The sequence below is a fragment of the Paraglaciecola arctica BSs20135 genome, from assembly GCF_000314995.1.
In the GTDB taxonomy this organism is placed as follows: domain Bacteria; phylum Pseudomonadota; class Gammaproteobacteria; order Enterobacterales; family Alteromonadaceae; genus Paraglaciecola; species Paraglaciecola arctica.
In genome coordinates this window covers 20,896-44,864 of record NZ_BAEO01000009.1, presented here as the reverse complement: position 1 = coordinate 44,864, position 23,969 = coordinate 20,896, and the positions used below count along the sequence as shown (strand labels likewise).

The window sequence follows — 23,969 nt, the reverse complement described above, 5'->3', positions numbered from 1 at the left end:
ATGAATATCTCTTGCCTGCACTATTGTGGGGAAAATACTGGTCTTTTATTGCCATAAGGTGGTATTTGAGCGGGAACAATATTTGCTTTAAGCCTAAAGATATAACCGTAAATTGTAGGGTACAAAAGTAAATGTTAGACCACCTTTGGCTGCTTATTTCTACTATGTTTGTTTTTTTAATGCAGGTGGGATTTTTATGTTTAGAAAGTGGCAGAACTCGCAGTAAAAATAATATTAATGTTGCGGCTAAAAATGTCACCGATTTTATTATTTCAGCTTGTGTGTTTTGGCTATTTGGTTTTGGCTTAATGTTTGGGCCAAGCGTTGCTGGATGGATAGGAAGCGGTGAATTTTTATTCGGTCAAAATAACACGCCCTACCAAATTTTGTTTTTCCTTTTTCAAATGATGTTTTGTAGCACTGCCGCTACATTGACCTCTGGCGCTGTAGCAGAACGAATGCGGTTTTCTGGGTATATTTATATCACTATCATTCTTAGCGCCTTTATTTATCCGCTGGTTGGTCATTGGGCATGGGCTGGCGCGTTTACTTCGGGCAACGAGGGATGGCTGCAACAATTAGGTTTTATAGATTTTGCAGGCTCAACTGTGGTGCATTCAGTTGGCGGTTGGGTGGCATTAGCTGCCGTTTTAGTGATTGGACCTAGGCTAGGGCGATTTCAGTCCGCACATAGTTTTCCCTCTGGCAGCAATATACCCATGGCCGCTTTAGGTACTATGCTAATTTGGTTTGGTTGGTTCGGTTTTAACGGTGGTAGTGCGCTTATTTTTGATGATTTAGTGCCTATTATTATTCTAAACACCTGTTTAGCAGGCATTTGGGGCGGACTGGCTAGTACGGTTTTACATCAAATTACCCAGCGCTATGTGGACGTTGGTTCGAGTTTAAATGGCATTATCGCTGGTTTAGTTGGGGTGACTGCAGGCTGCCACGCTGTCTCGCCTGTGGAAGCTGCTTTTATTGGAATTTTGGCGGGTGTCATAGCGCATTATGGATCAGAGTTACTTGATAAATTAGAAATTGATGATGCCTTAAAAGTGATTCCCACACATTTGTTCGCGGGTGTTTGGGGGACATTGGCCGTGGGATTTTTTGGCGACCCACTCATACTTGCCACTGGTTTAACTATGATTGAGCAAGTGGCAGTGCAATTACTTGGTATTTTCACTATAGGTGTCTTCAGTTTTTGTGTGAGTTATTTATTTATAGTGCTAATTAACCGTTCACATCCACTCAGAGTATCCCAAGAAGATGAAGTTCGCGGCTTAAATATCAGTGAGCATCATGCCACCACTGAGTTGATTGACTTATTAGATGAAATGCAGACCCACCAAACAGAAGGCAATTACAGTTTAGCTGTGAAAGAAGAGCCTTTTACTGAAGTTGGCCAAATAGCAAAAAAATACAACCAAGTGATTTCTCAGGTATCACAAGAGATGTTAGCCCGCGAAAAGGCGATGAAGCAATTCAAGCTGAGTGAAAAACGCAAAAGTGCCATTTTGGACTCATCCATGGATTGCATTATTTCCATTGACTGGCAAGGCCATATTATTGAATTTAACCCAGCTGCAGAGCGCACTTTAGGTATTTTGAAAAATCAAATTTCTGGTCTGTGTTTTATTGACAATTTTGCTCTAGAAGAGAATAAAAAAGCGTTTTTAGTTAGTTTGTCCCATCAATTTTCCCACGCTAGTGGGTTAGTGTTAGATAGGCGTTCTAAAGTGCAGCTAAAACGAGCTTCAGGTCAAACCTTCCCAGCTGAAGTAACCATCACCAGTGCCAGAGTCAGTATGGATAAAAGGCTGGAATTTACTTTACACCTTAGAGATGTCACCCAAGAGCAAAAAATCCAATCAAGGCTACATTTTTTAGCCTATAAAGATCCACTTACTCACCTCTCTAATCGCACTCACTTAATGCGCGAACTTAATTTGGCGGTCAGAGATGCAAAATTTAATAATGACGTCATAGCCTTGTTTTTTTTGGACTTAGATAACTTTAAAAAAATCAACGATACCCTAGGACATAAGGCGGGAGACGTTTTACTTGTAGAGGTTGCTTCACGATTAAATAAGGTCTGTGGAGAACAAGATATTGTTGCGCGTTTAGGAGGAGATGAATTTATTATTGTTGTAAGGGGGGAGCTCACGACTAAGATTGTCTGTGAAAAAGCACAACAAGTGTTAGCTGTATTGAGGGATGTTATTACGATAAAAGAAAAAAATTACCGCATTCCTACCAGTATCGGCATTGCTATCTCTGAGTCGGGTAGTGTCAGTTCAGATGAACTGATACAACATGCCGATATCGCTATGTACCATGCTAAAACAAAAGGCAGAGATAATTTCCAACTTTATACGCAACTAATGGGAGAAAAAGCCCATGCAGAGGGTGAGTATGAAAGAAGGATACAAGCTGCCTTAGAGCTCAATCAGCTAAGTATGGTGTATCAGCCTAAAGTAACCGCACAGGGCACCTTAGTGTCGTTTGAAGCTTTGATACGCTGGCACCATCCAACCTTAGGTGATATTTCTCCTGCCGAATTTATTCCTATCGCTGAGCAAAGTAATTTAATTGTGGCTATTGGTGAGTTTGTTATTGTTTCGGTATTGAAGACCATTAAACAATGGTTTGCCCAAGGCTATCAAGTATTACCCGTTTCTATCAATATTGCGGGCCGACACCTTGTTTGCCCTGAGTTTTTGCCTTTTATTAAAACTCAGCTAACCCATTACAACATTGACGGAAAGTACATAGAAATAGAAATCACCGAAAGCATGTTAATTGAGGATATTGATACTTGTGTGTCTATTCTGAATGAGTTGAAGTCGCTCAATTGTAGTGTTTCTGTGGATGATTTTGGCACCGGTTATTCGTCGTTAAGTTACTTAAAAATATTACCGTTGGATATTCTCAAAATTGATCGTTCTTTTGTTGCAGAAAGTGATGTGAAAAATGAGGATGCTGAAATATGTGCAACTATTGTTAATTTAGCCAAGAGTCTTAAGTTAACAACTATTGCTGAAGGCATCGAAACTGAGTCACAATTAGCCACTTTGCAAAAAATGGGATGTGATTATTATCAAGGTTTTTATTTTCATCGACCACAAAGTGTCGCAGATGCCAGTAAGCTATTAATTCAAAAAGACCTCACACAATACAGCGAAGAATCTGTAGTTAATATTCTATATTAACTACAGACAAAGAAGGGGCATTGCCCCTTCAATTTAATACCACTAGATTTGCCATACTGAAGGCTGGCTGATTTATCATTTAGCTTGCCCCAAAAACTAATCGCCGAGTTTTATAGTGCTTTGAAGCGGATCGCAGCGCCACCGCTTGTGGCAAGTTTTAGATTTAACGTATCCTCACTTGTGACGACTTGCTTGACGATATCCAAAGCGTAGGGATTGCTTTTCCAATCAGCGTCTTCGCCATCTTTATAGATTTGTGCTTGGTAACTTTTACCTTTCTCTAAGAAGCTTAGTGCTAGTTTAATTTCGCGACTTTTTTCATTAGTAATTGCTCCTAAAAACCAATCATTTTTGTCTCTTTCTTGCCTAGCAAATACCACAAATTCACCGACTTCACCATCCAAGGCAATACTTTGTTGCCAGTCCGTTGATACGTCTTGAATAAATTGGAACGCGGGCAAGTTTTGCTCGTAGTGTTCTATTAAATCGGCCGCCATTTGAATTGGGCTGTATAACACCACATACAAGGCAAGTTGTTTGGCTAAAGTGGTTTGTACGCGATTTTCTGCATCAAGCCCTTCATAAGCCAAATTAAAAATTCCTGGTGTAAAATCCATAGGCCCTGCCAACATGCGGGTATACACAAGGTTAACTGTATGTGCAGGAGAATTTGGAGGGGAGCCCCAGGCATTAAACTCCTGACCTCTAGCACCTTCTCGACTGATCCAATTGGGGTAGGTACGTCTTAATCCGGTATCTTTAATGGGTTCGTGAGTATTAATGCTAATTTGATGTTTGGCTGCTTGTTTGACACTGTGTAAGTAGTGATTGATAACGTTTTGACTATCGTGCCACTCCATGCGTGCAATCCCGTTTTCGTCAATACGTTTAACTTGGCCACCATCGGCAACGTAACCTGTTTTTACTTGAGTCACGCCGTGTTTTTGATAAAGTGTGTAGGCGTCGTCCATTTGGTTTTCATAATTACTTATACTGCCAGATGTTTCATGGTGGCCAATTAGTCGAACGTCTTTAGATTTGCCATATTGGGTAACGGCTTCTAAGTCAAAATCGGCATAGTTTTGCGTGAAACTGAATACATCTCCATTTTCATACCAACTGCCGTCCCAGCCAATATTCCAACCTTCTACTAACACACCATCAAAACCATACTTAGCCGCAAAATCCATATATTGTTTGGTTTGCTGCGTGGTTGCACCGTGAATAGGGCCAGAACCCCAGCTATTCACATTTAGATGCATGCCCCACCAAATACCAACGTATTTACCTGGTTTAACCCATGACACATCACCCAGCTTATTCGGTTCATTGAGGTTGAGAATTAAATCAGAATTAAGCAATCCAACCGCATCTTTAGCTATTTGAACCGTACGCCATGAGCTTTTAAAGTCACCAGTAGTTAATACTTTTAGGCCATCATAACGGGGTGTTAAATTTGATTTTAGCGTTCCAGGGCGTCTTTGGTCTAAGGTCATGGCTGCAAAATTCACTAAGGCTGCTTCATGAATACTGACGTGTTCACCACCTGGCAGTTTGAAAGTGAAAGGCGTATGCACCCGATCAATTTTATCGAGTTTTGTCGATTCGTATAAATATTCGTATCGATTCCAGCCACGAGCAGGTATCCACCAAGAATCTATTTTTTCAGGTTGTTGGAATGAAAATTCGGTCAAATCATCAATAATAGCGACAGGAGTTTTGTTGTCACCCAAACCTTCATAACGAAACCCAAAACCATCATCAAATAACTTAAATCGAATACCTATATTAAATGGTGAATTATCATCTTCTTTGAATTCGACATAAAGTTCGTTGTGATGATCTCTTACAAATTTGCGCTCACCCCATGGCTGAACCCAAGTATCATCTGCTGACAATATCTCGCTTTTCCTAATACTTAAATTCTGCGAAAAACCTTCTTCGTTCTTAAGCAGTAGTCCCAAAGCTGAGGGTTGTATTACTAATTTTCCAGCATATTTCACTTGGTATTTAATCGCCCCGTTATCGTCTGATAAAAAGATTTCTAGGGCGTTATTGGGAGAGGTTAGACTGACAGTTTTGGCCATTGTTTGATTAACAATAAAAACCGTGAGTAATAGACCACAATTTGCTAGATGTTTGAGTTTCATATTAGTCTTATCCTTTGATCTTTCTAAATTTAAGATCAATAAAGTTTGAATAATTAATACTATCTCTGCATTGAGTGCTTAACAAATTGCTACATACGTATTCAATTCAAATTGGCTAAATAATATTAGCAAATTCAATAACCTCAGTTAATTGTGGGCAGTCTTTGAGGATTTAATACAGTCATAAATGTTCAAGCCTGCTACTAAAAATGGCAGCAGGCATTTGTTGTAATCTAAGGTTAGTTAGCTGTTAGGTCTTTTAAAATAATGCTCCAATGATCCAAGCCATCATAGAAGGTTTTGATAGGTAAACGTTCATTTAGACCGTGGGCAAACATTTCATCTGGGTTCATAAATACACTAGCTAATGCCCATGTTGGGATACCTGCTTTGCGAAAGTGCATACCGTCTGTGCCGCCTGATTCCATGTAGGCAATTATTTGTACATTAGGATAACGAGCATGTACGGCTTTTTTGACCGCGGCCCTTACGTCATCCCGCAATTCTGATATTGGGCTTTCTACTGGTAAGCCTAAGGTGACAAATTCTATAGCATCATTGTTTACCACTTTTTGTAGGCTTTGTTTGACGTCTTCAACACTGATACCTGGGAAAATACGGCAATTGACTGTGGCTGTGGCGGATTGCGGTAGGGCATTTTCAGCGTGTCCTGCTTTTAACATAGTAGTGACACAAGTAGTACGAGTGGTACCCACGTATGAGGATTCTTTTTCTAGTCGGTCAGATGCTTTTTTATTTGTTGGGTCGGCTGCAAATGCCGTCATAGCCTTGCCTAATTCGCCGCTCAATTGGGTACCTGATACTTTAAAAAACTCCCGAGTCATGTCACTCCACATCACAGGGAAGTGGTAGTCTCTGATGTTAAGTAAGGCTGTTGATAGTTCATAAATCGCATTGTCGGGCCTTGGTCTTGAGCTATGGCCGCCTTTGTTGCGCAATGTGAGTTCGAAGCTAACATAGGTTTTTTCTGCTGCTTGCACTAAGTAGGTTATGGCTTTGCCATCTTTATCCAGATCACCGCCGCCAGCATCAGAATTAAGAGCGTATTCTGCGTTTGCCAGTTCAGGCCGTGCATTGGCGAGCATTTTTGTGGTTACCATGGCGGTTTCTTCGTCACCCGAGAAAACGATAAAGATATCCCGGTTAGGAATAAAACCTTCTTTTTTCAAACGAATAAAAGTTGCAGAGAGCATGGCAATGCCAAGTTTATTATCTATAGTGCCGCGGCCGTAGAAATACTTATCATCTTGAGTGAGCGTAAAAGGCGGGCGCTGCCAATCTTTGTCAAACGCTTCTACTACATCCATATGACCCAGTAAAAGAATGGGTTTTTTGTCTGCAGAGCCGTTACCTTGGTAACGCACAATTAGTGCTGCTGTTTCACCAGTTGGAAGAATTTGAATATCTTCATTTTTAAAGCCAACGTCACTAAATTCTTTTGCTAGGTATGCGGCCATTTCTGGTACTTTGCCACGTCCGGCTACGGTTGGGATCTCAATTATGGTTTTGTAAATCTGCAGCGTTTTTACTGCATGTGGGGAATCTTTTATCGCAGCAGCTAAAGTGGACATAGAGGCAAAGATTAATATTGTAAATGATAGAATTTTTTTCATGTGGGTTATTCAATATATAGATGAAAAACGAGTATTAACTCTAGTCTTAATTTGTACGATTTGCAGCCACATTGGCAGATTAATCTTGGTTTTATGGGGGGATTAAGCTGACAAAGCCTTTGCTAAGCGGCTTTGAGTGCTTTAGGATCGCGCTGTTTTCATCTTATTTTTATATGTCGGTAAATTCTGTGGCTTCAGCTAGTTCTATAACTTTACTTAAAAACGCTAATGTTTATGCTCCTGAGGCTATGGGTCTTCAGCATCTTGTGATTGGTGGTGGCGAAATACTCTACATGGGTGATGAGTTACCTGTTTTGGATCCGCTACTTGCCGTTGATGAACTCGACCTGCAAGGCCAAGCGTTGCTTCCTGGTTTTATCGACGCCCATACCCACATTACGGGCGGCGGCGGTGAAGCAGGTTTTTCAACTCGTGTTCCAGCTGTGCCTTTAAGTCAATTTACGCAAGCGGGTGTGACAACTGCGGTTGGATTATTGGGTACTGACGATGTGACTCGCAGTACTGAATCATTACTTGCCCAAGTGTACGCTTTGCGAGAGGAAGGGCTGTCAGCCTACTGTTATACAGGTGGGTATCATCTGCCGCCAACTACTCTAACGGGCTCAATAAGAACCGATATTGTATTTATTGAGCCTATTGTGGGGGTAGGTGAATTGGCTATTAGTGATCATAGATCATCGCAACCCACACTTAATGAATTACTAAAAGTAGCATCAGAAGCTCATGTTTCACGCTTGATGACTGGTAAAGCGGGTGTAGTGCATTTGCATTTAGGTGATGGTGAGCGTGGTCTAGAATTAGTGCGCCAAGCGTTAGCTTCGTCAGAGATCCCTGCTAGAACCTTTAATCCTACTCATGTTAACCGGCGCAGAGAATTATTCGAAGAAGCGTGTGAGTTAACCAAGCAAGGTTGCTGGATAGATGTCACCGCATTTGAAACTGGTGAAGTAGGTTACGAGCCAGCAGACGCATTATTACGCTATATCAATAGCGATTACCCACAAGACAAATTAACCATTAGTTCAGATGGCGGTGGTTGTCTGCCCAATTTTGATTGTCATGGTCATATGACCAAAATGGATTTTGCAAATTCGATTGCAATGACCAATGTATTTTATCAATTGGTAGACCAAGGAACAAAAATTGAAGATTGCTTAGCTTTTTTTACAAGCAATGTTTCCACGCTTATGAACTTTAAAAATAAAGGTCAAATAGCACTCGGTATGGATGCTGATTTAATCGTTTTAGATAAACAAAACCGTATAAACCACGTGATGGCAAAGGGTGTTTGGCATATCTACAATAAAGCAGTTGTTAAGAAAGGTACCTTTGAGGAATAAAAATGCCGTCTCCAGATATTAAAGGGCAACAACGCGGGTATGTCATACCCATTGGTGGTGCAGAAGAAAAAATAGATAACCCAGAAATTTTAAAGAAATTTGTGGAGTTATGCGGCGGCAGCGATGCTGATATTTGTATTGTGCCTACCGCTTCTCAGTTGGAAGATACCGGTGAGAGATATCAAAAAATATTTAAAGAACTAGGGGCCGGTAATACCCATTGGTTGCCTATTAGTGATCGTAATGATGCTAAAAAAGAAGAATATGTCACCCAACTTGAAAGTTGTACTGGCATATTTATCACTGGGGGTAACCAATTACGTTTGTCGACTATTCTAGGAGGCACACCTATAGCCCAAACTATTCGTAAGCTAAATGCCCAAGGTGTGCATGTTGCAGGCACTTCAGCGGGTGCCGCTATTGTGTCACAACATATGATTACCGGTGGCAATACCGGCATTGTACCTACCGAAGATGGTGTGAATTTAGCGCCGGGCTTAGGACTGATTAATACTATAGTGGTTGATCAGCATTTTAATGAGCGCAATAGATTGTCACGGTTACTCAGTGCCGTGTCTTACAATCCGTTTTTACTCGGTCTAGGACTTGATGAAGATACCGCAGCTTTTATCGACGGTGACAATGAATTTACTGTAGTGGGTAGTGGCGCAATTACCGTCATCGACCCATCAGACATTGAACATTCTTCTATGGCTGAAGCGCGCAGTGGTGATGCACTCACATTGCTGAACTTAAAATTACATATATTGGCTAGTGGCAGTCGTTATAACATTAATGATCGTAAAGCCTTCATCGAATAAAGTACTTTTAAAAGATGGGTAGCTGATATGTTTAGTTACCCATTTTAATATATCCCCTATTCCAAGCTAAAATCATTGGCGCTTATCCGCATTTTTCTATAAGTTAGTTTGATGTGTAAACAATCTATGCATTCTCAATCTATTCTTATTTCAGTAACACTTAAGCAGGAACCTTTAGCCTATGAAAATTCTCAGCAAAAATGTGTATGTTGGTCCTAATATCTACGCTAATTTCCCTGTTATTCGTTATCAAATCGATATTGGTGAGTTAGAAAATTGGCCTTCAGTAAAGTTAGGCGCAGGTTTTATTGATGGACTAATTAAAGCTTTACCTTCATTACAAAGCCATGGTTGTTCATATGGTGAAGACGGCGGATTTATTAGGCGCTTGAGAGAAGATGAGGGCACTTGGATAGGACATATATGGGAACATGTGGCCCTCGAATTACAGAATTTGGCAGGCTCTCCGGTTAATTTTGGTCGTACTAGAAGTTTGAAAAAAGAAGGCTGCTACAACGTTGTTTATCAATATCATCAAAGAGACGTAGGGCTTGAAGCCGGCGCCTTAGGCATGCGTTTATTAACCCATTTGATGCCAGCTAATGTACAACAAGTTATTAGTTCGGATATTGAAGATGACTTTGATTTTAGCGATGAATTACGCAGTTTTGTGCGTATGGCGCAACGTAAAGAATTTGGGCCCAGTACAGGCTCACTAGTAGCAGCTGCAGAGCAGCGCAATATTCCTTGGCTTAGGCTTAACGAATATAGCCTAGTGCAGTTTGGGCACGGTAAATATCAACAGCGTATTCAAGCTACTATAACCAGTGAAACCAAACACATAGCCGTAGAAATTTCTTGCGATAAAGAAGACACCCATAATTTACTCAACGATTTGGGGTTACCCGTTCCGCAACAGGTGATGGTTTATAGTGAAAAACAAGCCGCTCGTGCAGCCAATAGAATTGGTTTTCCGGTGGTGGTTAAACCTTTAAATGCGAATCATGGTCGAGGTGTCAGTATCAACCTGACAACTGATGAAGAGGTTATTACCGCTTACCACGAAGCTCAAAAACACGGCACCAGTAAAGCTATTTTGATTGAAAGCTTTTTGACTGGTTATGATCACAGAATGTTAGTAGTGAATAATGAACTAGTGGCGGTTGCTAAACGTGTACCCGGCCATGTTGTGGGTGATGGTGTCAGTAATATTGAAGAATTAGTCGATATAGTTAACCAAGATCCACGTCGCGGCATAGGCCATGAAAAAGTATTAACTAGATTGGAGTTAGACAGCCAAGCCGAACGTTTGATGGATGAAGCTAACTACAACAAACAAACCGTATTAGACAAAGACCAAATTTTCTTTTTACGCTCTACTGCCAATCTATCCACTGGTGGCACCGCCATTGATGTGACTGATATGGTGCACCCTGATAATAGAGATATGGCGGTGCGCTCAATCAAAGCCATTGGTCTTGATGTGGGGGGAGTAGACTTTTTATCTGACGATATCAGCAAATCTTATAAAGAAATTGGTGGTGGTATTTGCGAATGTAATGCTGCCCCTGGTTTTAGAATGCATGTGGCACCAAGTGAAGGCACTCCAAGAGATGTCGCTGGAAAAGTCATAGACATGTTGTTCCCCGTTGGCAGTCATGCGCGCATTCCTATTGCTGCAATTACCGGTACCAATGGTAAAACCACAACTTCACGTATGTTAGCCAGCATCATGAAATCGTCTGGATTTACTACCGGCATGACTTCTACAGATGGTGTGTATATCGACGGCCACTTAACCGTTAAAGGGGACATGACAGGTCCCACATCTGCGCAAATAGTACTACGTGACCCTAGTGTTGATTTTGCCATTATGGAAACGGCACGTGGTGGTATTCTCAAGCGCGGCTTGGGCTATACCACTTGTAATGTCGGAGCTTGCCTTAATGTTACAGCCGATCATTTGGGACAAAGAGGAATTAATACAGTAGAGCAACTTGCACAAATTAAACGTGTGGTAGTTGAAGTAGCCAAAGATGTGGTGGTGTTGAATGCTGATGATCATTTGTGTTTACAAATGGCAGATTTCTGTGACGCTGAGCGTATTTGTTATGTGACTATGGACTCGGGTCATGGGCTAGTGCGCGAACATATCCGCAGTGGTGGTATGGCCGCTGTGCTCGAAAAGGGCATCAATGGCGATATGATCACTATCTATGATAAGGGTGCACATATACCACTACTTTGGACTCATTTAATCCCTGCAACAGTTGAAGGTAAAGCTTTACACAATGTGCAAAATGCTATGTTTGCCGCAGCCATTGCCTATAGTTTTGATACCTCTCTAGAAAATATTCGCCAAGGCTTACGAATTTTTAATACCTCTTTCTATCAAGCCCCAGGTCGACTCAATATTTATGATGAATTACCGTTCAAAGTCATACTCGATTACGCCCATAATCCAGCTGCAATCGCTACCATTACCGATTTAGCTACACGTCTAGATGTAAGTGGAAAACGCAGAATAGTACTGGCGATGCCAGGCGATAGACGAGATGAGGATGTGGTAGAAGTAGGCCAAATTACTGCCAAAGGTTTCGATACATTCATTTGCAAAGCTGACGATGACAGAAGAGGTCGCGGTAATGATGAAGTACCACAAATGCTCAAACAAACATTGCTTGAAGCCGGTATTGATGACGCCAACATTCAAGTCATTCCATCTGAAGAAGAAGCGATTGATCAAGCCCTTAAAGATTGTAAAAAAGGCGATTTGCTGATAATTCTGGGAGACAACATCACCCGTTGTTGGAAACAGATTGTGCATTTTAATGGCAATGTTGACGCAGACAAGCAAGATGAAATACCGTCACAAGATTTCCCTGAAAAACTATTTGAACCTATAGAGCATAAGTTTGAATTAAACGCAGGTGAGTCACTGGTGCATGACGAACGTGGTGTGCGTTTAGTGGTTGAGCATGACGAAGATTCTGATTAAGGAAGATTCGAATAATGCGATTAGAACTAGACGACGCACGGCGCTTAACTGGGCCTAACTTATTGTGGGATCAACCTGGTGCCATTCTTGATGTGTTTATTGATGACATTGATAAGAATACTGTGGTGGATGTTTGGCACAAGTGGCTGGCAAAGTTGTTAGCTGAATTTGGCTGGCAACAACAAACTACTTATCGACTGCATAGCGAAGGGGCAAACTTAGCCATAAGTGCCCCAATAGATGCCCTTTATTGTGCTTGTGATCTTGCTGAATTAGCTTGGCATTGTGCTGTAGCTGAACTTAAAAACGACTTCACACCCAATTGGCAACAACGGCTAAATGAATTACAGGATGAACTTGCTGAAGAGCTCAACCCTGCACTTATCACTTTGATACAAGAAGCCAAAAAGCATGGAGTCAGTTGTATCGCTGATGACGATGAAGTCAGCTTAGGTATGGGTAAGTCATCACAAACTTGGCCTGTTAGGGCACTGCCAGACTTAAAAAGTATTAAATGGCAACAATATCAAGACATTCCACGGGTTTTCATCACTGGCACCAATGGCAAGTCAACCAGCGTACGTTTGGCGTCGCACATTGCTAAAGCCGCGGGTTATGTTGCCGGTGTCACTTCTACTGATTTTATTCGTGTAGGTGGCGATATTATTGATCATGGTGATTATTCTGGCCCAGGTGGCGCAAGAATGTTACTTAGAGATCAACGCACTGAGCTGGCTTTTTTAGAGGTGGCCCGTGGTGGAATATTACGAAGAGGCATCCCCATTGATTCAGTGGACGCGGCGCTTATTACCAATGTCGCCAGTGATCATTTGGGACAGTATGGTATCAATACAGTTGAAGAATTAGCAGAAACAAAATTTGTGGTTGCTAAGGGACTCGATGCACAGGGTACATTAGTGTTAAACGCCGACAATAAACTGGTAAGAGAACAAGGTTTAAAGCTTGATAAAAAGGTTTGTTGGTACAGCACAGATGAATCTAATGCTTTGATCCAAAGCCAGATAAGGTCAGGTGGTGCGGCGGTATTTATTCGCAATAAACATATTGTTTATGCTTTAGGTTGTGATGAAGAATACATTGCCGCACTAGAGCAAGTCCCTATGACACTGAACGGCGCTGCTGAGCACAATGTGCAAAATGCGTTAGGAGTAGTGGGTTTATGCAAAGCGCTGAATTTACCTACTCAAGCGATTCGAGATGGTTTAAAGGATTTCGGCAGCAACGCCCAAGATAACCCTGGAAGAGGCAATATCTACGAAATCAAAGGTATTAAGGTGCTGGTGGATTTTGCTCACAACGAACATAGTATGCGTGCGGTAGTAAGAACCATTAACCAACTTCCAGCTAAGCGTAAAATTGCCATGTTTAGCCATGCTGGGGATAGAAGTGACGAAGAAATACGTAATCTCACAGCTGCTGTAACCGAGTTAGATGCAAGTTTATACGTAGTGACTGAGTTAGAGCGTTATTTACGGGGGCGAGAAATAGGCGATGTACCAGAGATTGTTGGTAATTATTTACAGCAACAATCGATTCCTTCTGAAAAAATACAGTATGCAGCTAACCCATTAGAAGGCGCGAAAATCGCCATGGATTTTGCCCAGCCAGGCGATGTGGTTTTATTATTTGTATTGTCGGATAGGGAACAAGTGCATGAGTATTTGACCCAATTAACTTTTCTAAACTAACCATAATCTCTGGTGTTCTATAAAAAAGCTCAAATCGTAATTGCTGTTTGAGCTTTTGTTTCACTTTTCTAGTGATGTCCCAAGAAATAGAAACAATCCACAACAACAAGCTTTTCGCCAATAGTTTTAAAGTGATTTTAGTGATTGGTAATAGGCAAACATTATCTGAATAATATCGGATAACTATCCTCGAGCAGCAGATATCCGTGATCATTAAACACCAAGAAAAAATTGCCTCACCAGAGATTATTCAAAGCCGTTACGAGGCCTTAGGTTACATATGTAGCAATTCAGTCGCCACCGCAATATATTTGGCTTGTCACTTGCAAAAACCCATTTTAATTGAAGGTCCTCCCGGTGTTGGGAAAACTGAATTAGCCAAAATAACAGCTGCTTACCTCAACGCGCCGCTGATCCGTATGCAGTGTTATGAGGGGCTTGACGAGTCAAAGGCACTGTATGAATGGAAGTATGGCAAACAACTGCTTTACACTCAGGTTCTTAAAGAACAATTAGGTGATGTGCTTAGAGGTGCTAAGGGATTAGATGAATCTATTACCCGTTTGCATGAGTTTGGCGACATCTTTTATTCACAAGAGTTTTTGGAACCCAGACCCTTATTGCAAGCTCTGCAGAGTGAGGATGGTGCAGTTTTACTGATAGATGAAATAGATAAAGCAGATCAAGAATTTGAAGCTTTTTTATTAGAGCTGTTATCGGATTATCAAGTGTCTATTCCAGAAATTGGTACAGTAAAAGCTGTTTCGACTCCAATAGTGATGTTAACCAGTAATAACACGCGAGAGCTCGGGGATGCGCTAAAGCGTCGTTGCTTACATTTGTATATTCCATTCCCTGATGCAGCCTTAGAAAGCCGAATTTTAGCGACTCAGGTTGAAGGTCTGGATGCACAGCTAAGAGAGCAGATAGTGGCTATTATTGGCAAACTTAGAGATATGCCATTGAAAAAATCTCCGGCAGTCAGTGAAACTATCGATTGGGCAAGAGCGTTACTTTTATTAAATGTTGCAGAGTTGGACTCTCATTGGGTGAAAGAAACTTTGAATTTATTACTGAAGTTTCAGGATGATATCGAGTTAGTTGAGCCAGAAATTGCGGCTTTATTGAAGAGTTTGCGCTAAGTGCGTTTTGTTGCCGACTTTATAGGTGCGCTGCGTGAAGCTGGTTTGCCAGTTTCGCCAGCTGAGTCCTTGGATGCGTTAAAAGCCATCCAGTTGTTAGGACTTGATAGTCGTGAAACATGCAAAAATGTTTTGGCATTAACCTTGGTTAAGCGACAGGATGACCAAGAGATTTATGAGGAGTTATTTGACTTATATTTCACTGGTGTTGAAAAAGCTAAAGAAGCGGATCAAGGTGACAGCGAGCCCTCTGAGGATTTACTCGCAGCGCAGAAGGATGCAGGCAATGGGGATGACTCGGCAGCTAACGCAAGTTCAGCTTTGGGACAAGCTCTGATACAAAAAGAAGATATGAGTCTGGCTATTGCTCAGGCGGCTGTGGCAGAGAAGTTGTCGACTATTGTGCTGTTTACTCAAAAAAATCATTTCGCCTACAAAATAATGCAACGCCTCGGAGACGAAGCGCTGAGCGCCGAAATCCATGGAGTAACCAACAGTCCTGAACCAAAAAACAGTCCTGATCCAAAGCAAAAAAAACTACAACGAGAATTAATCAAATCTCGTGCCCGCCTGCTTGATCAAGTTAAAGATTATGTGGAGCAGCAGCATCAGATTTTTGCTCAACATAAAGGCCAAAAATACCGTGAGGATTTTTTACAGCAGGCAAAGTTAAGCCAGCTTGATCGTCTCGACTACAAACTAATGCAAACTTTGGTGCGCCGCGCTGCGCGCAAATTAGCTGCACAACATAGTCGTCGGCGTTTAACCCGTAAACGGGGGCAGTTAGATGTGCGTAAAACCATAGCCGCCAATGCCGCTTTTGATGGGGCATTATTTCATACACGTTGGAAAGCAACACGGGTAGAAAGGCCTAAAGTTGTGGCGATCTGTGATGTTAGTGGTTCGGTGAGTAGGGTTGCGCGTTTTCTTTTGTTGTTTTTGTATTCTCTACAAGACGTTATGCCAAAAGTACGCTCATTTGTTTTTGCCTCGGATATGGTCGAGGTTACCGAGCTGTTTAAACAGCAAGAAATTGAGTTGGCCCTTGAGGAAATTATGAAACGCTGGGGTGGCTTGTCTACGGACTATGCCAAGGCTCTGTCAGGCTTTCAGTCACAAGCGCTAGCGAGTATCGACAAAAAGACAACTGTTATCATGTTGGGCGATGCCCGTAATAATCAAGGCGATGGTCGGGTAGATATTTGGGAACAGGTTTTTCGTAAGAGTAAGCGGGTGTTATGGCTAAATCCAGAGCAGCGTAACAGTTGGGATAGTGGCGATTCAATTATGTCGGAGTATTTACCATGGTGTAGCAGTGCTGAACCTTGTCGAAATTTGAAAGATATCGAACGTATTTTTAGTCGGATTTTGAAATATTCCTAACACCTGCTGCGGCTGGCCTTAAGCGTCTGCGAAACTCTCGAGGCGTGACATCGGTCAGCGACTTAAATACTTTTGAGAACGAGCTGATATCTCGATAACCCACATCCATTCCAATGGTCTTAATGCTGTCTTCGGTATTAGCTAAGCGATGTTTAGCGGCTTCAACTCTGAGTCGCTGTAGGTAGCGCGAGGGCAGTTCTCCCGTGGCTTTTTGAAAGCGCCGAATAAATGTGCGTTTACTCATACCAATTTGTTTGGCGAGATGTTGTAGCTCCAAGCTTTCAGTGAAATATTCGTCTAGCCAATCCTGTGCTTTGTGAATACCTAAATCTCTGTGTTGCCGAAAACCGGCAATATTAATTAGATTTAAATCGTAGATCCTGCGGCTATCAAAGGTGATATCTCTGGCCAAGCCGGCCGCAATTGAGGCGCCGCAAAATTTTTCCAATAAGTGCAAACTAAGATCCATTGAGGCATTTTGACCATTAGAGCTGTAGATCCCTTGATGTTCTACACTTGCCTGATTGGCTTGCCATTGAACATCAGGGTAACGTTGCTCGAATTCACGTAAGTGACGCCAGTAGGCTGTTGCTCGCCCGCCGTTTAATATTCCGGACTCAGCAGCCCAAAAAATACCACTATTGATCCCAGCAATGCGTGCACCCTGAGCGTGTTGTTTGGCGATCCAAGCTGGAATATTAGGATATTGTTGGGTTACCTCTTCGAAATCTCCCCAGTAATGGGCCAGCATGATCAGATCATATGCTTGTTCACCTATTATTGAATCGCCATGGATAGAATGGCCACCATAGAGCTGTACCGGTTTATGATCGGCACTGAGCAAGTCGCAGTGAAATTGCTGATCTTGGGGTTGCCGTAAATTAGCGCTGTGAAATAATTCCAATGAGCCATAAACCGTAGAAGCCCAGGCACCGTTAAAAATAAGTAAGGCTACTCGCCATTTTGCTTCAGGCACGCTATTTTCCCCATTTTTTCATTTACACTATTTGGCACATATGCCGCAATAAGTGGCATTTTACCCTAAGTACATGGGAAAGGAAGGGGCGTAGAGTAGGGGCCTACTTGGAGACATGCCCAAGATGAACAATTGATAGAGGATAGACTAAGTGGATATTACCTTTTCGGCTGAGGAATTGGCCTTTCGCGACCAAGTGCGCGCATTTTTGTCTGAAAATTGGACTGACAATCTAGCCACTAGAATTCGTGGCGACAACCAAGAGTTTAAGGCTGCACAAATTGAGTGGCAGAATAAATTAAATGACCAAGGGTGGTTAGCCCCGGGTTGGCCTGTTGAGCACGGTGGTGCCGACTGGTCTGTGACAGAAAACTTTATCTTCGAAACGGAACGCTCTTTAGCCGGGGCCCCTGATGTTGTGCCATTCGGCTTAAAAATGGTTGCGCCGGTGATTTACGGTTTTGGTAGCGAAGAACAGAAAAAACGCTTTTTACCGCGTATTCTTAAAAATGAAGATTGGTGGTGTCAGGGGTATTCTGAACCCGGTGCAGGCTCAGATCTTGCCGCATTAAAAACCAAGGCTGAACTGGATGGTGATGACTATATCGTGAATGGTGCCAAGGTTTGGACCACTTATGCTCAGTACTCAGATTGGATCTTTTGTTTAGTACGTACTGATTCTTCTGGCAAACGTCAGGACGGTATTACTTTCTTATTGATTGATATGAAAAGTCCTGGCATTACGGTGAATAAAATTTCATCTATTGACGATCATCATAGTCTCAACGAAGTGGTGTTTGACAATGTTCGGGTCCCTGTCGCTAACCGTATTGGTGAACAAGACAAAGGTTGGACTTATGCTAAGGCCTTATTGGCTCATGAACGTACTTCTATTGCCGCCGTTGCCGATTCTAAGCGTCGCCTTCGTGACCTGCGCAAGTTACTTGCTCAAGAAGTCAGTGGTGGACGTCCTCTTAGCGAAGACACCCAGTTCCAGAATCGCCTATCGAATACTGAAATTGAATTGATGGCATTAGAATACACAGAGTTACGTGTGTTGGCTTCAACGGCAGACGGTAAAGGACCGGGTGTTGAATCTTCACTACTTAAAATCAAAGGTACTGAAATTCAACAAGCGATCCAGCAAATGTATATGGATTTGGCCGGCTACTACAGCGGCGTCATTCACGGCGAAGAAAATGCAGAAACCATAGGTCACGCCTTTGGACATGATGCGAGGAAAGCTTATATGTACGGACGCGCTGCCACTATTTATGGTGGTTCAAACGAAGTACAGAAAAATATTACTGCCAAATACGTACTGGGGCTTTAATCATGAATTTTAATTTATCCGAAGAACAAAATATGCTCAAATACAGCGTCACACGCTTTGTGCAAGACCAATATGACTTTGAAAGTCGCCGCGCTAATGCTGCGAGCGAATTAGGTTTTAATCCTAAAAACTGGCAGACCTTTGCCGATCTTGGCTGGCTTTCCATTCCCTTTGATGAAGCTCATGGTGGTTTTGGCGGCGGTGCGACCGACGTTATGGCCGTAATGGAAGAGATGGGTAAAGGTTTAGTTGTGGAGCCCTTTATCGCTACCGTATTAATGTTTGGCGGATTGCTGAATAAAAGTGGTAACGCTGCCTTACAAGAAGCCAATATCGAAAAAATTATCGACGGTTCATTACAAGGTGGCTTTGCCTACTTAGAACGTCAGAGTCGTTTTGAATTGGCTGACGTGAAAACACAAGCTAAACGTGACGGCAATGAGTTTGTCCTTAACGGCGAAAAGACGGTTGTTTCTAATGGCGCTGCAGCCAATAAAGTTGTGGTTTCTGCGAGAACTTCTGGTGAACAGTGTGATGAAGCCGGGATTACCTTATTCCTGATTGATACTGACGCACCAGGTGTGGAACGTACTACTTACCGCCTGATGGATGGGCAAGTGGTTGCTAACATCAAACTTACGGATGTTCGTGTTGCCGCTGACCATGTTTTGGGTGATGTTGATCAAGGTTACCCACTTATTGAAGCCATAGTAAGCGATGTTATTATTGCTTTGGGTGCTGAAGCTTTGGGGATCATGCAAAAGCTGACCACTACTACTATTGAATACACTAAAACAAGACAACAATTTGGTGTGGCCATTAGCAGTTTTCAGGCTCTGCAACATCGTATGGTGGATATGTTTATGGCTGGTGAGCAAGCCAAATCCATGTTGTATCGTGCCGTGTGTGCCGCTGAAAGTGGCGCAGAGGATCTGGCTAAAAATATTGCTGCATTAAAAGTGATGATTGGTCGTAACGGTAAATTGATTGGCGATGAAGCCATTCAATTACATGGTGGCATGGGTCTGACTGATGAGCTTGATGTAGGTCATTATGTGAAGCGCTTAATGATGATCAACACCACTTTTGGTGATGCAGATTTTCAGCAGAAAAAATTTAACAAACTCTCTTATTCTGACTGATATCTGATTTAGGCACTTGGTTTGAAGACATAGTCTGATGACTTTATCTGATAAGAGTGCCAGAACTGATAATCTAATCTGAAGTGAGTTTCAGTAACCATCTAGAAACACTTGCCAATTCGGTAGGTGTTTTTTTTTTGCTTATAAAGCGGTTTTATTATCCTATGTTAATTACTGCGACAAAGTAGACACGATCGGGAGTTATAGTTGGTAACGGTCACTGCGACTTCAATCACAATTTATGTAGTTAAATCAGTTTTCATATCTAAGATAAAGAAATTGTTAACACCCTGTTAAAGTCATGGTTTGTGCACTAACGCTGTTGTCTATGCCCCATTCAATAGTATATATTCCTCACCAAAATGAAAAACTCAACATACTTCAAAGTGACTTTAGATATTTTTATGTTTGTATTAGGAACAGGATGAAATTAAACGCTGTAAATTCATCCACTTTTCAGGCTTTCAATGATTTTGAACAGCTATTTAAAGTATTTTTTAACCAGCAATCGCAATTTATGGCGATACTTACTCCTGAAGGTAAAGTATTAGACGTAAACGAATTTGCGTTAACATCTCAAGGTGTTACCCGAGAAGATTATATCGGAAAGCCTTTCTGGCATTCGCCAGCTTGGTGTGATTTTCCTGAATGGGGCGATATTTGGAAACAACGATTAGTTGACGCTTCAAACCTGCAAGAAGCTTTAATTACTGAAGATGTTTTTCAGACTGAGGGCGGTCCGATTCATTATGCTGAAACATCTATCACTGCCATCTACGCATCCAATAAGAGTCAACTCTCGGGCTATATTATTCAGTCTATCGATACTACAAAACGTTGTCTCAAAGAAAGAAAGATACAAGAAAGTGCCAGCAGGTTAGAAGATATTCTGGAACAGTGCCATATTGGTAGTTGGGAATTTAATCATATTGACAACACTGCTCATTGTTCCCTAACACACGATCAAATATTTGGTTACGATTCATTGCGACCTCAGTGGACCTACGAGATGTTTCTTGAGCATGTCATCCCTGAAGAACGAGCCACTGTCGACAAGAAATTTCAACAAGCAATAAAGAATAAAACAGATTGTAGTATTGAATGTCAAATTCGCCGTAATGACGGTGAAATACGTTGGGTTTTGACTACAAGTGGCCATGCGATTGATTCAACAGGGCAAGCCAATTTAAGAGCAGGAACAATACAAGATGTTACTGAATTAAAACAAGCTGAGATAAATAAATTACGCCATAGTGCTGAGCTAGAAAGCTTATTTAACGCCTTACCCGATATTTATTTTCGTATGACGCATGATGGGACCATTCTAGATTATCGCGCGCCAAATGAAGATGATCTGCATACAAAAACCAATGATTTTATTGGTAAACGAATTCAAGATGTTTTTCCCGAAAAGATTGCACAGCTATACCAATCAACAGTGGATGAGGTAGTACATTCAGGAAAAACGATTATTTTTAAATATGAGTTGATTATTAGTAACAAAGTTATGCATTTTGACGCTCGTCTGAACAAAATTTCTCATAATGGTCAGCTTATTTGTGTTATTCGAGATGTTACAAATGAAGCTGAATCGAAAGAGTCTTTGGTGGCTAGTGAACAACTATTTCGTAGTATTTTTGAACAAGCGGCAATTGGCGTTGGGTTGATAAGTGCAGCGAAAGGGACGTTCATTCGCATTAATCAGCGATTTTGCGATATGCTCGGTTACAGTGTGGATGAGATGTTAAATGAAACGCACTTTAAAGTATTTACCCATCCAGATGACTTACTTATGAGTGTTGAAAACCGTGAAAAAATACTCAGCGGTCAACAACGTGAAGTCACTATAGAAAAACGTTATCTGCACAAAGATGGTCATACTATCTGGGTTAAACTGACAATGTCTCCTACTTGGGAAATTGGAACGCATCCCCTGAACTATATTGTGGTTGTTCAGGATATTAGTCTACGTAAGAAAGCTGAAGAAACACTTAAATTATCCTCTCGAGTATTTAGTGATACCCATGAAGGTATTATGGTTACAGACGCGCAACAGGTCATTGTTGATGTTAACCCCGCCTTCGTCAAAATTACCGGTTATAGCCATGATGAGATTATTGGGGAGTCACCCAGAATTTTAAGCTCTGGCAAACAAAGCCCACAGTTTTATTCACAGATGTGGAAGTCGATCACTGAACAAGGTCACTGGCAAGGCGAAGTATGGAATAGGACAAAACAGGGAGAATTATATTCTGAATTACTCAACATATCCTCATTAACCAATGAGCATGATGAAGTGACTCATTATGTCGCTGTTTTTTCTGACATTACGAGTATCAAACAGCAGCAAGATAAACTAAATTTGATGGCTCATTATGATGTACTCACTCATTTACCTAATAGGTCCTTATTTATAGATCGCTTTCATCAAGCTATTGCCCATAGTAAACGTACGGGGCATAAACTCGCGGTGTGTTTTCTTGACTTAGACGATTTTAAACCCGTAAATGATACTTATGGGCATGAGGCTGGAGATCGTTTATTAATTGAAGTGGCAGAGCGCATCACTGGCTGTATTAGAGAAGAAGATACTCTGTCTCGCCAAGGTGGAGATGAGTTTGCAATATTACTTAATGATATTGAATCAGCATCACAATATGAAATAACTATGCAGCGCATTCATCAAGCGTTGGCACTACCTTATTTTATTGATGGGGTTCAACATGATATTACTGCCTCTAGTGGTGTGACTTTATATCCATCAGACAATGGCGATATAGATACTCTATTACGTCATGCGGACCAAGCGATGTACAAATCTAAACTGTCAGGGAAACATCGTTCTCAATTGTATAATCCTGATTTAGACCAACGTATTATTCAAAAGAATCTGCAACTAGAGGAAATTGAACAAGCTTTAGTGAATAGTGAATTTCAATTGTACTATCAGCCTAAAGTTAACATGGTAACTGGCGAGGTGTTTGGGGTTGAAGCCTTAATACGTTGGTTCCATCCTGAAAAAGGACTGATCCCTCCACTAAATTTCTTACCCTATATCGATGGCTCACCATTAGAAAGTAGGATAGGAGAATGGGTTATTAATGAGGCGTTACAGCAACTTGATGATTGGCAACAGCAAGGTGTTGAAGTGGAAGTTAGTGTTAATATTTCATCAAACCATTTACTGTCATCCTCCTTTTTTGTTGCCCTTGAAAAGTCCTTAGCCGCACATCCAAATATCGATCCTCGATGTTTACAATTAGAAATATTGGAAAGCTCTGCTTTAGGTGATTTAAATGCAATTACGCATATTATCGAGACATGCCAAAACCTATTAGGCGTTAGCGCTTCTTTGGATGATTTTGGTACGGGTTACTCTTCGTTGACCCATCTAAGAAGTTTACCTGTTAATACAATTAAAATTGATCAAAGTTTCGTTAGAGACATGTTGGATGATCCAAGTGACTATTCCATCATTGATGGAGTGATTTCTTTGACAAAATCATTTAACCGCGAAGTTATTGCGGAAGGCGTAGAAACAACTAATCATGGCCTTATGTTAATCCTTATGGGCTGTGAGCTAGCTCAAGGTTATGGAATAGCAAAACCTATGCCTGCTTCAGCGGTATGTCAGTGGCTAAATAGCTATATTCCTAATGAAAAATGGCTTCTTTGTGGCAATAAATCTCTTAATAACCAAGAAAATAGCCTCGAGATATTCAAACTTATTACTTTGCAGTGGCAACAAAGTCTGAGTAGAAAAATTGTAGCACCACCAGATGACGTTGCACCCTGGCCTATTCTTGATAGTAAAATGTGTCATTGTGGTAACTGGATCCGTCTGAAAACGCAAGAACAGTTATTTGAAAAGGAATACATGTTGCAACTTGAACAAGCCCATCATGATATCCATACTATTGCTCAACAAATGCAGCGTCAGTATCAATCAGGAAATATACAAGCTGCACGTGCTGATTTAGTTGAATTCGAGTTGGCTGTTGGTGTTATTAATAAGGTCATAGCGACATTAAGCACTTAAATTAATGGTATTCACTTACGTAAAATGATTATTTATACGGATTGATATTAGTATCTCGTTATGCAA

General features: G+C 41.4%; 13 protein-coding genes. 10 read left to right on the top strand and 3 right to left on the bottom strand.

The genetic code is table 11. The features are described 5' to 3' along the window. Nucleotides 1-131: 131 nt before the first annotated feature. Complete coding sequence (gene amt / locus GARC_RS03205; protein ID WP_007616654.1) at nt 132-3,215, top strand: ammonium transporter; 3,084 nt, start codon at nt 132-134, stop codon at nt 3,213-3,215. A 110-nt stretch (nt 3,216-3,325) separates the two neighbouring features. Here the strand turns inward: amt and GARC_RS03200 are convergent, their stop codons facing one another. Continuing rightward, nucleotides 3,326-5,365: a glycoside hydrolase family 97 protein gene (locus GARC_RS03200; protein WP_007616652.1), complete on the bottom strand. Its 2,040-nt coding sequence runs from the start codon at nt 5,363-5,365 to the stop codon at nt 3,326-3,328. Between the two features lie 239 nt (nt 5,366-5,604). Further along, nucleotides 5,605-6,999: a M20/M25/M40 family metallo-hydrolase gene (locus tag GARC_RS03195; protein WP_052151457.1), complete on the bottom strand. Its 1,395-nt coding sequence runs from the start codon at nt 6,997-6,999 to the stop codon at nt 5,605-5,607. A gap of 173 nt (nt 7,000-7,172) precedes the next feature. Here GARC_RS03195 and iadA point away from each other — a divergent pair, with 173 nt between their 5' ends. The 6 genes from iadA to GARC_RS03165 all read left to right on the top strand — a co-directional run bounded on the left by iadA (nt 7,173) and on the right by GARC_RS03165 (nt 16,413). Next, the gene (gene iadA / locus GARC_RS03190; protein WP_007616648.1) at nt 7,173-8,360 is read left to right on the top strand and encodes a beta-aspartyl-peptidase; all 1,188 of its coding nucleotides are present in this window, start codon (nt 7,173-7,175) and stop codon (nt 8,358-8,360) included. Between the two features lie 2 nt (nt 8,361-8,362). Next, the gene (locus GARC_RS03185; RefSeq protein ID WP_007616646.1) at nt 8,363-9,181 is read left to right on the top strand and encodes a cyanophycinase; all 819 of its coding nucleotides are present in this window, start codon (nt 8,363-8,365) and stop codon (nt 9,179-9,181) included. Nucleotides 9,182-9,362: 181 nt separating this feature from the next. Further along, the gene (cphA, locus tag GARC_RS03180; RefSeq protein WP_007616644.1) at nt 9,363-12,179 is read left to right on the top strand and encodes a cyanophycin synthetase; all 2,817 of its coding nucleotides are present in this window, start codon (nt 9,363-9,365) and stop codon (nt 12,177-12,179) included. 14 nt (nt 12,180-12,193) lie between these two features. After that, nucleotides 12,194-13,888: a Mur ligase family protein gene (locus GARC_RS03175; RefSeq protein WP_007616642.1), complete on the top strand. Its 1,695-nt coding sequence runs from the start codon at nt 12,194-12,196 to the stop codon at nt 13,886-13,888. Between the two features lie 206 nt (nt 13,889-14,094). Continuing rightward, nucleotides 14,095-15,030 carry an AAA family ATPase gene (locus tag GARC_RS03170; RefSeq protein WP_007616638.1) on the top strand — a complete coding sequence of 312 codons (936 nt, stop codon included), beginning with the start codon at nt 14,095-14,097 and terminating at the stop codon, nt 15,028-15,030. After that, nucleotides 15,031-16,413 carry a vWA domain-containing protein gene (locus GARC_RS03165; protein WP_007616636.1) on the top strand — a complete coding sequence of 461 codons (1,383 nt, stop codon included), beginning with the start codon at nt 15,031-15,033 and terminating at the stop codon, nt 16,411-16,413. It abuts the gene before it with no gap. Here the strand turns inward: GARC_RS03165 and GARC_RS03160 are convergent. Then, nucleotides 16,388-17,389, bottom strand: coding sequence for a GlxA family transcriptional regulator (locus GARC_RS03160; RefSeq protein ID WP_007616634.1), 1,002 nt, complete (start codon nt 17,387-17,389; stop codon nt 16,388-16,390). The genes GARC_RS03165 and GARC_RS03160 overlap by 26 nt on opposite strands. Before the next feature lie 151 nt (nt 17,390-17,540). Here GARC_RS03160 and GARC_RS03155 point away from each other — a divergent pair, with 151 nt between their 5' ends. From GARC_RS03155 to GARC_RS25820, 3 genes are all read left to right on the top strand, one after another. Then, nucleotides 17,541-18,722: an acyl-CoA dehydrogenase family protein gene (locus tag GARC_RS03155; RefSeq protein WP_007616632.1), complete on the top strand. Its 1,182-nt coding sequence runs from the start codon at nt 17,541-17,543 to the stop codon at nt 18,720-18,722. Between the two features lie 2 nt (nt 18,723-18,724). Continuing rightward, nucleotides 18,725-19,864 (top strand): acyl-CoA dehydrogenase family protein, encoded by a 1,140-nt coding sequence (locus tag GARC_RS03150; RefSeq protein WP_007616630.1) that lies wholly within the window; start codon nt 18,725-18,727, stop codon nt 19,862-19,864. Nucleotides 19,865-20,288: 424 nt separating this feature from the next. Further along, complete coding sequence (locus GARC_RS25820; RefSeq protein WP_007616628.1) at nt 20,289-23,903, top strand: EAL domain-containing protein; 3,615 nt, start codon at nt 20,289-20,291, stop codon at nt 23,901-23,903. Nucleotides 23,904-23,969 lie beyond the last annotated feature (66 nt).

What these genes read in the sequence shown, in the direction of transcription:
- GARC_RS25820 (WP_007616628.1), top strand. Translation starts at nt 20,289, where the DNA reads ATGAAATTAAACGCTGTAAATTCATCCACTTTTCAGGCTTTCAATGAT.
- GARC_RS03185 (WP_007616646.1), top strand. Translation starts at nt 8,363, where the DNA reads ATGCCGTCTCCAGATATTAAAGGGCAACAACGCGGGTATGTCATACCC.
- GARC_RS03150 (WP_007616630.1), top strand. Translation starts at nt 18,725, where the DNA reads ATGAATTTTAATTTATCCGAAGAACAAAATATGCTCAAATACAGCGTC.
- GARC_RS03175 (WP_007616642.1), top strand. Translation starts at nt 12,194, where the DNA reads ATGCGATTAGAACTAGACGACGCACGGCGCTTAACTGGGCCTAACTTA.
- GARC_RS03195 (WP_052151457.1), bottom strand. Translation starts at nt 6,999, where the DNA reads ATGAAAAAAATTCTATCATTTACAATATTAATCTTTGCCTCTATGTCC.
- amt (WP_007616654.1), top strand. Translation starts at nt 132, where the DNA reads ATGTTAGACCACCTTTGGCTGCTTATTTCTACTATGTTTGTTTTTTTA.
- cphA (WP_007616644.1), top strand. Translation starts at nt 9,363, where the DNA reads ATGAAAATTCTCAGCAAAAATGTGTATGTTGGTCCTAATATCTACGCT.
- GARC_RS03200 (WP_007616652.1), bottom strand. Translation starts at nt 5,365, where the DNA reads ATGAAACTCAAACATCTAGCAAATTGTGGTCTATTACTCACGGTTTTT.
- iadA (WP_007616648.1), top strand. Translation starts at nt 7,173, where the DNA reads ATGTCGGTAAATTCTGTGGCTTCAGCTAGTTCTATAACTTTACTTAAA.